21 protein-coding genes are annotated in these 12,130 nt (G+C 59.0%); 18 read left to right on the top strand and 3 right to left on the bottom strand.

From position 1 onward, the window contains the following. Positions 1-271: 271 nt before the first annotated feature. Positions 272-448: a hypothetical protein gene (locus AC6R19_RS12270; protein ID WP_500580104.1), complete on the top strand. Its 177-nt coding sequence runs from the start codon at positions 272-274 to the stop codon at positions 446-448. Positions 449-451: 3 nt separating this feature from the next. Here AC6R19_RS12270 and AC6R19_RS12265 read toward each other — a convergent pair whose 3' ends face one another. The 3 genes from AC6R19_RS12265 to AC6R19_RS12255 are packed head-to-tail and all read right to left on the bottom strand — an operon-like array spanning position 452 to position 1,285. Next, a complete protein-coding gene (locus tag AC6R19_RS12265) occupies positions 452-721 on the bottom strand; it encodes a hypothetical protein (protein WP_500580103.1) in 270 nt (89 codons plus the stop codon). A gap of 8 nt (positions 722-729) precedes the next feature. Beyond that, entirely contained in the window at positions 730-1,044 is a 315-nt protein-coding gene (locus AC6R19_RS12260) for a CII family transcriptional regulator (RefSeq protein ID WP_500580102.1), read from the bottom strand. 28 nt (positions 1,045-1,072) lie between these two features. Beyond that, complete coding sequence (locus AC6R19_RS12255; RefSeq protein WP_500580101.1) at positions 1,073-1,285, bottom strand: hypothetical protein; 213 nt, start codon at positions 1,283-1,285, stop codon at positions 1,073-1,075. A gap of 157 nt (positions 1,286-1,442) precedes the next feature. Between AC6R19_RS12255 and AC6R19_RS12250 the strand changes: the two genes are divergently transcribed. From AC6R19_RS12250 to AC6R19_RS12170, 17 genes are all read left to right on the top strand, one after another. Beyond that, positions 1,443-1,880 carry a hypothetical protein gene (locus AC6R19_RS12250; RefSeq protein ID WP_500580100.1) on the top strand — a complete coding sequence of 146 codons (438 nt, stop codon included), beginning with the start codon at positions 1,443-1,445 and terminating at the stop codon, positions 1,878-1,880. Between the two features lie 322 nt (positions 1,881-2,202). Next, a complete protein-coding gene (locus tag AC6R19_RS12245; RefSeq protein WP_500580099.1) occupies positions 2,203-2,523 on the top strand; it encodes a helix-turn-helix domain-containing protein in 321 nt (106 codons plus the stop codon). A gap of 72 nt (positions 2,524-2,595) precedes the next feature. After that, complete coding sequence (locus AC6R19_RS12240) at positions 2,596-2,811, top strand: hypothetical protein (protein WP_500580098.1); 216 nt, start codon at positions 2,596-2,598, stop codon at positions 2,809-2,811. A gap of 23 nt (positions 2,812-2,834) precedes the next feature. Continuing rightward, on the top strand, positions 2,835-3,191 hold the full coding sequence (locus AC6R19_RS12235) for an Lcl C-terminal domain-containing protein (protein ID WP_500580097.1): 357 nt from the start codon (positions 2,835-2,837) through the stop codon (positions 3,189-3,191). A 30-nt stretch (positions 3,192-3,221) separates the two neighbouring features. Next, on the top strand, positions 3,222-3,620 hold the full coding sequence (locus AC6R19_RS12230; protein ID WP_500580096.1) for a hypothetical protein: 399 nt from the start codon (positions 3,222-3,224) through the stop codon (positions 3,618-3,620). After that, the gene (locus AC6R19_RS12225; RefSeq protein WP_500580095.1) at positions 3,617-3,811 is read left to right on the top strand and encodes a DUF7706 family protein; all 195 of its coding nucleotides are present in this window, start codon (positions 3,617-3,619) and stop codon (positions 3,809-3,811) included. The genes AC6R19_RS12230 and AC6R19_RS12225 overlap by 4 nt, the downstream gene beginning before the upstream one ends. Beyond that, on the top strand, positions 3,798-4,250 hold the full coding sequence (locus AC6R19_RS12220; RefSeq protein WP_500580094.1) for a hypothetical protein: 453 nt from the start codon (positions 3,798-3,800) through the stop codon (positions 4,248-4,250). The genes AC6R19_RS12225 and AC6R19_RS12220 overlap by 14 nt, the downstream gene beginning before the upstream one ends. Beyond that, positions 4,237-5,001, top strand: coding sequence for a hypothetical protein (locus tag AC6R19_RS12215; RefSeq protein WP_500580093.1), 765 nt, complete (start codon positions 4,237-4,239; stop codon positions 4,999-5,001). The genes AC6R19_RS12220 and AC6R19_RS12215 overlap by 14 nt, the downstream gene beginning before the upstream one ends. Further along, positions 4,998-6,035, top strand: a complete 1,038-nt coding sequence (locus AC6R19_RS12210) for a DUF1351 domain-containing protein (protein ID WP_500580092.1) — start codon at positions 4,998-5,000, stop codon at positions 6,033-6,035. The genes AC6R19_RS12215 and AC6R19_RS12210 overlap by 4 nt, the downstream gene beginning before the upstream one ends. Before the next feature lie 80 nt (positions 6,036-6,115). Then, positions 6,116-6,469, top strand: coding sequence for a YfdP family phage-associated protein (locus AC6R19_RS12205; protein WP_230438476.1), 354 nt, complete (start codon positions 6,116-6,118; stop codon positions 6,467-6,469). 64 nt (positions 6,470-6,533) lie between these two features. Beyond that, positions 6,534-7,361: a DUF2303 family protein gene (locus AC6R19_RS12200; protein WP_500580091.1), complete on the top strand. Its 828-nt coding sequence runs from the start codon at positions 6,534-6,536 to the stop codon at positions 7,359-7,361. A gap of 50 nt (positions 7,362-7,411) precedes the next feature. Beyond that, a complete protein-coding gene (locus AC6R19_RS12195; RefSeq protein WP_500580090.1) occupies positions 7,412-7,840 on the top strand; it encodes an Lcl C-terminal domain-containing protein in 429 nt (142 codons plus the stop codon). Between the two features lie 70 nt (positions 7,841-7,910). Then, complete coding sequence (locus AC6R19_RS12190) at positions 7,911-8,261, top strand: Lcl C-terminal domain-containing protein (protein WP_500580089.1); 351 nt, start codon at positions 7,911-7,913, stop codon at positions 8,259-8,261. Positions 8,262-8,285: 24 nt separating this feature from the next. Further along, a complete protein-coding gene (locus tag AC6R19_RS12185; protein ID WP_500580088.1) occupies positions 8,286-8,729 on the top strand; it encodes a four helix bundle protein in 444 nt (147 codons plus the stop codon). Beyond that, on the top strand, positions 8,726-10,084 hold the full coding sequence (locus AC6R19_RS12180) for an RNA-directed DNA polymerase (protein ID WP_500580087.1): 1,359 nt from the start codon (positions 8,726-8,728) through the stop codon (positions 10,082-10,084). Before AC6R19_RS12185 ends, AC6R19_RS12180 begins: the two co-directional genes overlap by 4 nt. Further along, a complete protein-coding gene (locus tag AC6R19_RS12175) occupies positions 10,068-11,789 on the top strand; it encodes a DNA cytosine methyltransferase (protein ID WP_500580086.1) in 1,722 nt (573 codons plus the stop codon). Before AC6R19_RS12180 ends, AC6R19_RS12175 begins: the two co-directional genes overlap by 17 nt. Next, the gene (locus AC6R19_RS12170) at positions 11,789-12,037 is read left to right on the top strand and encodes a hypothetical protein (RefSeq protein ID WP_500580085.1); all 249 of its coding nucleotides are present in this window, start codon (positions 11,789-11,791) and stop codon (positions 12,035-12,037) included. Before AC6R19_RS12175 ends, AC6R19_RS12170 begins: the two co-directional genes overlap by 1 nt. The last annotated feature ends 93 nt before the right edge of the window (positions 12,038-12,130 follow it).

Below are 12,130 nucleotides of genomic sequence, written 5' to 3'. Positions count from 1 at the left end.
TCCGCTTCTGCGGCTCTGCTATGGTCTTGATAGTGCTCGACACACCAGGTAGCGGACTCTGGCACCGTGGCTTGTGGGGTGCCGGTGGGATGTGCCCCGACGCTCGGCAACGCCGGTGAATCCGCTATCTGCTATGCCGATGCTTATTAGAGTGGAAAGGCCACGCTGGCCTCGCTCCCAAGCCGGCAGCCCGGCAGCCTCACCACTCCCCAGGTGACGGGTTTCTCGGTACACTGCAAGCTCCTACACCAACAGTAACGGAGAAATTGCTATGTCCGACTCTTCTGAACGCATTGCCGCTGACATCCTGATAGCCTCGCTACAGCGCGGCGGCTCCAATACGTCAACCTATCCCCAAGGCATCCACATCAAAGACGAGGCTGAGCATATTGCGTCCGCCTTCCAGACGATTTACGACGCCGTTGAAAACGCCCACAAACAGAAGTAGGCGCTACTGGCCCGGCTCCGGCTGGGCCTTGTTCGCTTCAGCAATGGCCTGCTTAATATCTGTAATATGCTGATGAACGCTGCCGCCGTTCTGTATGGTCAGCTGCATGGCATGGTCAAAGATCTGTTTCGGGGTCAGCGAGATGCGGTCGCAGGAGGGCTCCGATATTTCCGCCCTTTCGCGCTCTGCCTTAGCAGAGATCCGGCTGACAACTGAACTCAATTGGCCCATCGCCGCCCGAAGGTCAGCATGGGTGGCCTTTGGCTTCGCCATAAATCCTCCTAGTCATCCCATACCAGCGTCTGGTCTCTACTGGTCTGCTCTATCGCCGCCCGGGCAAACACCAAGGCAGCTTCAATAATTTCGGGTTTTGCGCAGCGGTAGGTGCCGGGCACGATCTTCAAATCGCAGGCCGCGAGGAGCCGGCAAACCTTCTCCAAGTCCCCTTCCTTCATCCTGCTGATCGTGGATTCGTGCACGCCGATCGCCTCGGCTGCCCCTCTCTGCCCCACACTTGCAAGCCGCTGCAAGCACAGTGAAAGGTTCTTGCGTGCCCTTTCCTCTACCCCCACGGATACTTCACCCATCGATTCCATGACGAGATTTCCTTATGTTGATTTGTTGCTATGCGGCGCCTTCGCCCCAAATGTCCGGGCGAGCCTCGGCCAGAGTCACTTCGCCCTCGGCCTCCTTGACGAACCTTTGGGTTAGGCCGGGGCCCATCTGTCGGTGGCCGCCGGCGACCAAATTTAGGTAGCCCAGGGTGGTTCCGATCTTCTTGGCGAAGACCTCCCGCTCCTTCAGGCTCATCGATTTCAGGTATTCAGATGGCTTCATGCTCTAAAATGTATCGTGATGATACATTTTTGGCAAGCATTGATAAGTAATAGTTGTGGTAGGGTGCGCCACAATGAATCATGGTGGCCAGTTGATTGGTGTCTGCGGGTTTATCAAAATGATATGAGTTGATTCTATGGTCTACAGGCACACACGAATGGAAGTTGGGGACATCCGGCTGGAAAATGCCAGGCAGCTTGCGAGGCAGTATCGCAACTTGAAGGAGTTTGCCGAGGCACTGTCGATGTCGACTTCGCAGCTTTCACAGCTTATTGGCCCCAACCCTCGACGCCGGATAGGAACCACCGTAGCTCGACGCATCGAAACCGCCTGCGGCATGGATAAGGGCTGGCTTGATGTGGTGCACCAAGAGAGCGCTGATACGGTCAAAACAGAAAGCGGGATCAATCTCGACCTGCTCGTGGACAGCATCACGGCTGTGGATGAAAAAGTGGCCCAGATGGGCATAAAGAGTATGCCCACAGAAGCCAAGGCCCGCGCCGTGGCGATTGTTTACGCCTATACTGAGCAATCCAGGTCCAGCGAGATCATGGACCCGACCTTTGCGATCCGGATGGTGTACCGAGGCGAATAAGCCTGGATTCCCACTCAAGGCAGAAATCCTGCTGCGCTACCGTCCCGCAACCTATCAACTTCACGCACTCCCCGCACTGAAAGCCTGACATCGTGAGCCCGGTTCGTATTGCGGCTATAACCTCAACGCCATCAATCCTTTCCGGCTCCTGGTCTCTCGACAACACCTCCAACCGACTCACATCCCCTCCCGTGATCCGTGGATCTCTATGTGGTCGTTCAAGATTATCACCTCGGATTCTGACAAAAGGCGGCCAAAATCAAGCATAATGGTAACCATTGCGGGATAAATCCCGCTTATCCGTAAAGATGTTGTTGTTCGGATGTCGCAGCACCCCACCCCCGGCCAGATTTTGTATCGGGTCAGAAAATCCGCAAATATGAGCCAGGAGTCCTTCGGGAAACTGCTGGGAATGGAACGTGGTGCTGTACGAGATCTCGAAAAAGGGAAAAAGACCTTCCTCACCTTCCAGCAGTTTGCAACCCTCTACCGCGAATTCTCCATCACTCCCAACGAAATCCTTGGCATCCACCCAGCCCCCGAAATCACTGACTTGCAGGATGTTGCCGACGCCATCAGGGGTATAGCCCCAGAAATTTCGGAGCTGCTACTCAATGAACTTTCCGCCAAAAAGCTAAAATAATTTATCTTTTAGCTTGTCATTGTTTATCACTGTGATACATTTATCTCGAACGCTAAATGAGGGCTTCGAGAAATGTCCACCGCCATGACCACCAAAGCAGCCAGGAGCGATGCGCAGAAAGGTGCACTTGATGTGCATGTCGACAAGCGCACTCGCAAGCAGCATCTGGAGGTTATCCGGTGGACTGCGCGGACTCACGGCGATGCGGCCGCGACCCGTTACTGGCTGGGTTATTGCCCGCGAATCAGCCAGTCCGCCACCACCAAGGCGATGCGTGGCGAACAGTAAATAACCAACCCAGAGGCAAGACCATGGAAACATCAGCAACCTTCAAAACCATCACTCACGCAGGCCTTGAGTGGAGCGAAACGCTCCTGGACGGCGATGACGTCACCTACGAGGCAGCCGAACAGGCGATCGCAGAACTCGGCGAAGGCTGGCGCATGCCGACCCGCAAAGAGCTGGAATCTCTGGTGAACACCAGCCGCTACAACCCGGCCATCGACACCGAGAAATTCCCCGACACCAAGAGCGACTGGTACTGGACCAGCACGCCCTGCGCCTTCAACGACGCAGCCGTTTGGGTTGTCCATTTCGGCCTCGGCACTGTCTACTACTACCTCCGCTCCAACCGCGCGTGTGTTCGGGCGGTTCGCGCCGGTCAGTAATTTCTGATTTTTTGCGCCAAGGAGGCAGCCATGACCACAGCATTCGCCACCAGCTCAGCAGCCCCGGTAGAGCAGTCACTGGCTGCCTATGAGCGCCACCAGGGCGCCCAGTCGGAGATCAGCGACAAGGATGTACAGGCAGTAGCCGACTTCATCGAAATGCGCCTGCTGCGCGAGCTGGGCCGACTGAGCAAGGTCGCCGAGCGCGCACATGACCTCCACGCGGAGGCGATGGCCGACGCAGTGGACGAAATGGCGGCAGGCGCCGACGAAACGGTCGCCGCGTTTCTGGGGCGCCTGGCCCTGTCCGACGCGCACGAGGCCGGCACCAGGCTGCAGGCGCTCAGCCGCCGCTGTATCGAGCAGATCGCCGGCGACCACTACGACGAGTTTGCGCTCGAGGCCCGGGAGTGGGGATGGATCGAATGACTACCGAGACACTCACCCTGGAACTGGAGGGGACTCCGGCCAAGTTCATGGCCCTCGCGCAGTTTGTTAAGCGCGCAGGCTGGCACGAATGCAAGCTGAATAGCCAGAACGACGACGAAGCACACGCGATGCTGGCCGCTTTGGTTGAACTGCAAAACGCACTGGGGAGGGCCGGATATGCGCCTCGATAGATCAAGCATCAGCGCCGCCGCGGTGGCGGCCTCTCGGCGGGCCAGTTACCTGATGCCCAAAGTCACCATTATCCGCGGGTACGAGTACGAGGAGTGGCAGAAAATCTGCCAAGCGGTCCGGGAGCGCTGCCGCCTCTCCTACGAGCGCTGGGGACACTGTGAGAACCCGTTCCCCGTTGGAGATCTTCGCCGCTGGGAATGGATCGACGAAACCCAGGCAATCGTGCGGGAGCGCCTGCAGCTGGTCCTGCGTAACACCAACTGGCTGGAGCGAGATGCGGTCTGTGAGCTCGGCGCATCGAAACCTGGCGAAGTGGTGCCTTTCCCTCTGCCGCCCGCGCCGGTACCGGAGGAAGAGCAGGAGCCGGACGAGCCGGAAGAGTTGCCGGCGGCTGCAAAACAATTGGTGAATTGGGAGTGTGAGCATGTCCACATCTGAAAATACAAACATGGATTTGTGGAATAGCGCAAAAACCACCAATGCCCGTTACACCAAGGATGGAACCCAGGATGGCCGCAAAGTAACCAGCATCAACCATATCGGAATGCTGGAGAAAGCAACAGAACTGTGGGGCCCTATTGGCGTTCGCTGGGGATATGAAATTGTCGAGGAGCGCGACGACCAGGGCAAGCCCAACTGGAACGGCGATGTGATGGTTGGCCACGATATTACCCATACCTTGCGCCTACGCCTGTGGTACCCCGGCGAGGACGGCAACCGAGGCTCCGTGGAGAACTTCGGTCACACCCCGCGCATCTACTGGAGCCACCAGAAGAAATACTTTGTCGAGGACAAAGAGTACGCGAAGAAATCCCTGACCGATGCCTTCAAGAAGTGCATGAGTTTTCTCGGGTTCTCCGCCGACATCTACGGCGGTGAGTGGGACGATCCGGAATATCGCCGCGAGCGCGTTACCGAAGCGCACGATGAGAGAAACAGGGAGCGCATGGACGCCCAGCGCAAGCAGTTCATCGAAGGCAAGCGCCACGCCTACCACGCTAGCCCAAATGCCGCGGCTCTCAAGGGTTACCACGAGAACACGATAAACAAAATGCGCGAGCAGGGCCGCTCCGGACAACTGAGCGAAGAAGAGTTCAATTTGCGTGGTTCCGCGCTGGCGGAATTGCTCAAGGAAGTGGCCGAAGAGAAAGGATGGACTGAGCAAGCAAAACAGGAGAACAAACAATGACCTCACTGAACGACGTAGACCTGGAAGCAAAGCAGGTAACTGCATACTCGGCCACTGCCGCCGGCCTCGCCGAAATGCGCAAGCGTTTCAACCCTCAACTGATCCCGGCAGAAGTAACCGAAGACAACTACCCAGTGGTCAAAGAAGCCGCGACCACACTGCAGAAGCTGCGCACAGGCCTGGAAAAGAAGCGCAAGGCTATTAAGGCTCCATATCTGGAGGCTACCAAGCTGATCGACGGCCAGGCCAAGGAGTTGACCGAGCAAATCAGCGAAATCGAAGAGCCCTGGAAGGCCGCAAAGACCGAGTACGACGAGCGCGAGAAGCGCCGCGAGGAGCAGCGCCAGGCCAAGATTCGGCAGGTATTCGACTACCTGAACACGGTGCAGGAGCAGGCCTACACCATGGGCGCCGGCGAACTGGCCGAGGCGCTGGAGCAGTTGCAGGCTGAGTCCTGCGTGGACGCCATGGAGCGCGCCGCCGAGGCGCTGGAACTGCGCAACCGCATCATCACAAAGGTGGGAGAGCTTTACGCGCAGAAGGTGGACCAGGAGCGCATGGAGGCCGAGAACGCCCGGCTACAGGAGCAGCAGCGCGTAGATAACATCATTGCCGAATACAAGGGAGTGGTGGCTGACCATATGGAATCGGACCGGCAAGATTTGGAAGGCCTGATAGGCGCAATGGAGTTGGCGGAGCTGCCGAACTTTGGTGATCGTCATGCCGAAGTAGTGGAAGCCCGCGATAAAGCACTGGCTGGCCTGCGCAAGCTGCTGGCCATGCTGCCTGAGGGGGAAGTGCCGGAAGATCAATACGGTAACCCCGGTGAGCATATTCGAGCCGAGGAGCTGGCGATGGTAAGCACTCCTCAAATTAATCTCGGAACGTTTGCACCCAAGCAAGAGCGTCCTACCGATGCGGAAATCATCGGAGTCCTCGCCCAGCACTACCGCGTCCACGAATCAAAAGTCCTGCAGTGGCTGTGCGACATGGATCTGCAACAGGCCGGCGAAGCCCTCGCCAGTAATTTTTAACCGCGCCCAGGCGCACAGTCAGTAGTAACCGTCTAGGGCTGCCGGTATGGGGCCCACTTTTCAACAAACTGGAGAGACTCATGTCCACAAACGTCAGTGAATTTCTTGGCGACCTCGACGGCGGTGTGTTCGAGGAAAAACTGTCCCACATCCTCAGCGAGGTGGCTTCGGCGGTAACCGACCACCAACGCAAAGGCGAGGTGACCATTACTCTGAAAATGGCACACATCAACAACAGCAGTCAGGTACAGATCGACCACACGCTGAAGTACAAGCGCCCGACCTCCCGCGGTTCCGTAACCGAGGACAATTCCACCACCACCCCGATGTATGTCGGCACCAAAGGCTCCCTGTCTTTCTTCCCGGAAAAACAGGATCAGATGTTCGACAAGAAAGGCGGAGTGAACGAGGTGACCCCGCTCCGTAAGTCGTAACCCAAACAAAAAACAGAACCCCCAGTAACCAGTAAAACTCCTGACCATTAGAGGAAACATGCAAATGAGTATGGATAAAAGCGCAATTGAGGCCATCCAGGCGGCGCAGACAGTTGCCGACTTAACCCTGGCACTGAAAGACGCAGAGCTTGAAATGCCCGTGGCAGCATTGCCGGATAACTTCAAACTGGCCAGCCTGGAACAGTATCTCCCGGGCCGCTGCCGGTACCGCGGCGCCATGAAGACTGTGGCCCTGAAAGATTTCATGGACTACTGCGATGCGCACGCCGATTCCGGCGCTGCCTGTTTCGTAGATCCGCAGAAAATGACCGCTCGCAGCATTTTCAACCTTGGGGACGCCGCGGAGCCAGGTCACGCCGACTTCACCGCTGAGCTGTCACTTGTCAAAACCGCTGAGTATTCGGCGCTGCTGGACCTCAACGGCAGCCGCAGCAACCAGAAGACCATGGCGGAGTTCCTTGAAGACTACCAGGACTCCATCGTGTGCTTTGCCGGTGATGGCGAGGCGATCCCCAACTCCAAGGCCATTGCCGCGGTGCGCCGCCTGACGATCGAGGCCTCTCGCAGAGAGGATCACGAGTCACAGGACTTCAAGGCCAGCCGCAGCGCCTTGGAGAGCATCGAGGCGCGCAGCGAACACGGTTTGCCGGCAGGGTTCCGATTCGAGTGTACCCCCTACAACGGTCTCAATATCCGCAGTTTTGAGCTGCGCCTATCGGTCCTCACCGGTGGCGACTCTCCCTCCCTGATCGCGCGTATCAAGCGCCTGGAGGCGCAGCAAGAAGAGATGGGGCGCGAATTGCAGGAGAAGCTGGCCTCGGCATTCAGCGGTACCGACATCAAGACCTATATCGGCAGCTTCGCTGCTTAACTCCGCGCCGGGCTTGGTGCCCGGCCAACCAGTCAATAACCGGAGGGGAAATGCAAAACCTGAATATCAAGATGCCCGGCAAGACCATCAGCATCGGCATAAACGGTGGCGATCTGTCGATCGACATGAGTCCCGGAGTCGCCAGCAATCAATCCACAGCAGAGCTGGAGTGGAGCCACACACTGCTCGAAGGAGAGGCCGTAACCTATGAGGCCGCAAAGGAGGCTATCGAGGAAATGGGAGACGGCTGGCGCCTGCCTACGGTCGACGAGCTCGCCACCTTGGTAGACCGCTCTCGCCATGACCCGGCGATCGACACGGATCAGTACCCAGACACCCGGAGCCGCTCTTACTGGACGAGCACTCCATGTGCCTTCAACGACGCAGCCGTTTGGGTTGTCCTTTTCCTCAACGGCCATGTCAGCTACCTCCCCCGCTACCACAGCGCGTGTGTTCGGGCGGTTCGCGCCGGTCAGTAGCTCTTTGCTTTTTTGAATCAAATAAACTGTCTCTGGCCGCTGGTACGGGGCCTTTTTACCGGAGGATCTCATGCAGACCATAAGCACTACGATTGAAAGCGCCAATCTTGAATGGAGCGAAACACTCCTGGGTGGTGAATATGTCACTTACGAAGCGGCTGAGGAAGCGGTTGCAGAACTCGGCGACGGCTGGCGTATGCCGACTCGCAAGGAACTTGAATCGCTGGTTGATACCAGTCGTCGTGGCCCGGCTATCGACATTGAGAAGTTCCCCGACACTCAGAATGACATTTATTGGACCAGCACCCCGTGTGCCTGGAATGACGCAGCCGTTTGGGTTGTCCTTTTCCACTACGGCTATGTCAACCTCAGCCCCCGCTACGGCAGCGCGTGTGTTCGGGCGGTTCGCGCCGGTCAGTAATTTTTGATTTTTTGATTTGATGCCATGAAGCCTTACCAGTTGCCAGAAATAGTGAAGAAGTCGGAACGCCTGCTGGTAGATATTGAGCAGGCAGTCCGCGGGTTCGCTCGCTATCACAAGTACACCCTCGGAACGGATATACGCTCTCAAGCCATGGCCGTTGTGCGTATATGCCACCGTGCGTGGCGTGATCGTAGTCGCCAGGCGCATTGGGTGTCCGAACTGATCTGGGCGATAGACGAGCTCAAGCTAAGTCTGCAACTGGGAAGTCAGCTTCACGCCTTCAGGAGTTTCAAGCAGTTCGAGTCGCTGATTCGCGCCACCGAGGAAGTAGGCCGGTGTGCGGGCGGCTGGAAACGTCAACTTCACCAAAAGGGCCAGAATTCGGGTAGCGAAGCCTATCCGGAGCGCGCCCAGATACTGAGTGGCCGCGCCGCCTCTGCACATTATGCGGGGGCCAAACGATGACGAAACCGCACTACCACAATGGCTGTTCGGAAGGGTCGAAAGAGCGCGGCAAAGCAGCCGTTTGGGTTGTCAATTTCAACAACGGCAATGTCAACAACAACCACCGCAACAACAACGCGTGTGTTCGGGCGGTTCGCGCCGGTGAGTATCATGGTGACGGGACGGTTTCACTGCAGGAACTGTATGACGCATGGCGCACGGCCAGGGCCGGCAAGAAGCCCAGCCAGAACCAGCTGGCGTTCGACGCCCGATGGGCTGACGGCCTTCTGGACCTGCAGCGTCGCATTAACGACTTCACATGGGCGCCAGGCCGAAGCGCCTGCTTCGTGGCAACAAGGCCCAAGGCGCGAGAGATCCACGCGCCAGACTTCGCCGACCGTGTTGTACACCACTGGCTGGTTCCGCAGCTGGAAGCTCTGTGGGAGCCTGCCTTCACATTCGACAGCTACGCCAACCGGCGAGGGAAAGGCAGCCATGCCGCCGTTCAGCGCCTGCAGAAGTTCGTCCGGCAGGTGCACAGCGGCCAGGGCGGCGGCTGGTACCTGCAGCTCGACATTCACAACTTCTTCAACTCGATTCACCGACCGACACTGTGGGCGGCACTGAAGAAGAAGCTGGTGCGCTCTGGAGTATCAGCGCAAGTATTGCGGGCCACCCACGCCCTGCTGCGACGGCCACCCCTGCAGGCAGGAGTGATTTACCACGGTACACCAGATGAGCGGGGCCTGGTGCCGCCGCACAAGCGCCTCGAGAACGCCCGTCCAGGCTGCGGCCTACCCATCGGCAACCTGAGCTCCCAGTTTTTCGCCAACGTCTATTTGGACCAGTTGGACCAATTCGTTAAGCACACGCTCAAAGCAACGCGTTATCTCCGCTATGTCGATGATTTCGTGCTGGTGCATCACGACCGCGATCAACTGATCCAGTGGCAGCAACAGATTGAAGAGTTTATCGACCGTGCGCTCCAGCTCCGACTGAAACCAGATATTCGCCTGCGCCCGCTCACTGATGGCATCGACTTCCTGGGATACGTCGTGCGGCCAACCCACACCCTGGTCCGCCGGCGTGTTGTCTCGCATGCCCGTACCGCGCTCTCTGACTGGGAAAGGACGCATGTTTCCAGCGGGACAATCCAGGCCACTCCAGAGCAATTCCGAGCCATCAAATCCGTTACCGCCAGCTACGTGGGGCATTTTCGGCACGCCAATAGCGCAAGGCTTAAGCGACGCCTGGTAAATCAGTTCCCGTGGCTGCCAGCCGTTACCGCAAAGCGAAAGTTTGATTACCGACTGGAGGGTAAGCAGATCCGCCTGACTATTCACAATAGGAACGAAAATAATGACCGAAAAAGTTGAGTTTAAGCACTTCCATCTTTTTTGCGGCCTTGGCGGCGGCGCAGCTGGATTCAACCGCGGCCACGCGCGGGTGGGCACCATGGAAGCGTCTTTCCGCTGCATCGGCGGTGTGGACGTGGATGCTGGTGCGATCCGTGACTTCAACCAGCTGGCGGGCGCCGAGGGCACCGTGCTGGATATGTTCAGCCGCGAACAGTACGAGGCATTTCACGGGGTGGAGCCGCCGGCAGACTGGCGCGAGGCGACGCCGGCGGACATCCAAGCGGCGGCCGGAGGAGAGCGCCCGAACGTCGTATTCCTGTCAGCCCCCTGCAAAGGGTTCAGCGGACTACTGTCCCAGAGTAAGAGCACCACACCGAAATACCAGGCACTAAACGGCCTCACCCTGCGCGGCATCTGGCTGACCCTGGAAGCCTGGAAGGATGATCCGGCTGAATTGCTGATCTTCGAGAACGTGCCCCGCATTGCCAACCGGGGCCGACCGCTGCTGGACCAGATCTGCGCACTGCTGCAGTCCTACGGCTATGCCGTTGCGGAAACCACCCACGACTGCGGAGAGCTGGGCGGCCTGGCCCAGAGCCGCAAGCGCTTCTTGCTGGTGGCCCGGCACCAGGAGAAGGTCCCGGCCTTCCTGTACGAGCCCACCAAGCGCCCCCTGCGCGCCGTGGGCGACATCTTGGGCGATATGCCGCTGCCCGGAGACGATGCCGCCGGGCCCATGCACCGGGTTCCGCGTTTGCAGTGGAAAACCTGGGTGCGCCTGGCCTTTGTGGAGGCCGGCAGCGACTGGCGCAGCCTGAACAAGCTGGCCGTCGAGGATGGCCACTTGCGGGATTACCTGATCGTGCCTGAATACCGGACCGGCTACCTGGGTGTGAACGGCTGGGGCGAATCTATGGGAACAGTGGCCGGTGAATCCCTGCCGAGCAACGGAAAGTTTGCGGTTGCTGACCCGCGCTTCAACCAGTCGGCACACTGGAACCACGGCCAGGCCTACGGCGTGAGGCGCTGGGACGAGAGCACCGGGGCTGTCACTGGCCAGCAATCCCCCGGGCAAGGCGCATTCAGCGTTGCCGATCCCCGCGGTAATTCCTTCGCCGGCAAATACCAGGTAACCGACTTTGCCAGCCCGGCCGGCACCGTCATCGCCGGCAGTACCACCGGACAGGGCGCCTTTGCCGTGGCAGATCCTCGCCCGGGCATCCAGCGGGAGCGCGGCGACCACTACCTGACCGGCGGCCACTACGGCGTCGTGCCGTGGTCTGCCAGCTGCGGGGCCGTGTCTGGCTTCGCCTGCCACGACAACGGCCGGTGGTCAGTGGCCGACCCTCGCGGCCCGGTCGAGGCGCCCCTGGAAGGCGAATACCTGCCGGCGGCCGGCGACAGGCTGGTGGCCGTCATCCGCGCCCTCGATGGCACCTGGCATCGGCCGTTCACCACCCTGGAACTGGCCGCCCTGCAGGGTCTTGTCGACCCGGCTGAAAAACTGGAGCTCGACGGCCTGAGCGATTCTGCCTGGCGGGAGCGCATCGGCAACGCAGTGCCGCCGCCGGCCGCCCAAGCCATCGCCTCAGTTATGGCCGAGACGATGTTGCTGGCCATGGCCGGGGAGACCTTCGTTCTGAGCAGCACACCGGTATGGGTCAAAGACCTGGCCGCCGCCATTTCTCTGCCAGGCGTATATCCAGAGCGGGAGGTACAGTGATGCTGAGCGAAGCAGAAAAAGCCCAGGGGTGGAGCCGCGACGGCTGGCCGAAGTTCAATCAGTGGGTAGAGGTGCTAATCCATGACTGCATGGGCAGCTACAGCATCAAGGCCATGCGAAAACCCTACAAAAGCGAAACGATGAGGCGGAAAGGTGGCTGGCGTTGGGTTGATGAGAGCGGTGAGCGCCTTGATCGCAAACGAACACCATCTGGTTGGCGGCCGATAGATCAGGAGGCGGCAGAATGACCCTCCTCCCGATCTACTCCGCCCCCGAACGCCTGCAGCCGTGGATAGCCTGGGCATCACTCAGCAGCCTGATATTCGGTACATATTTCGCGG

The organism is Microbulbifer sp. SE14 (assembly GCF_059834885.1).
This window is presented reverse-complemented; position numbering and strand designations above follow the sequence as displayed.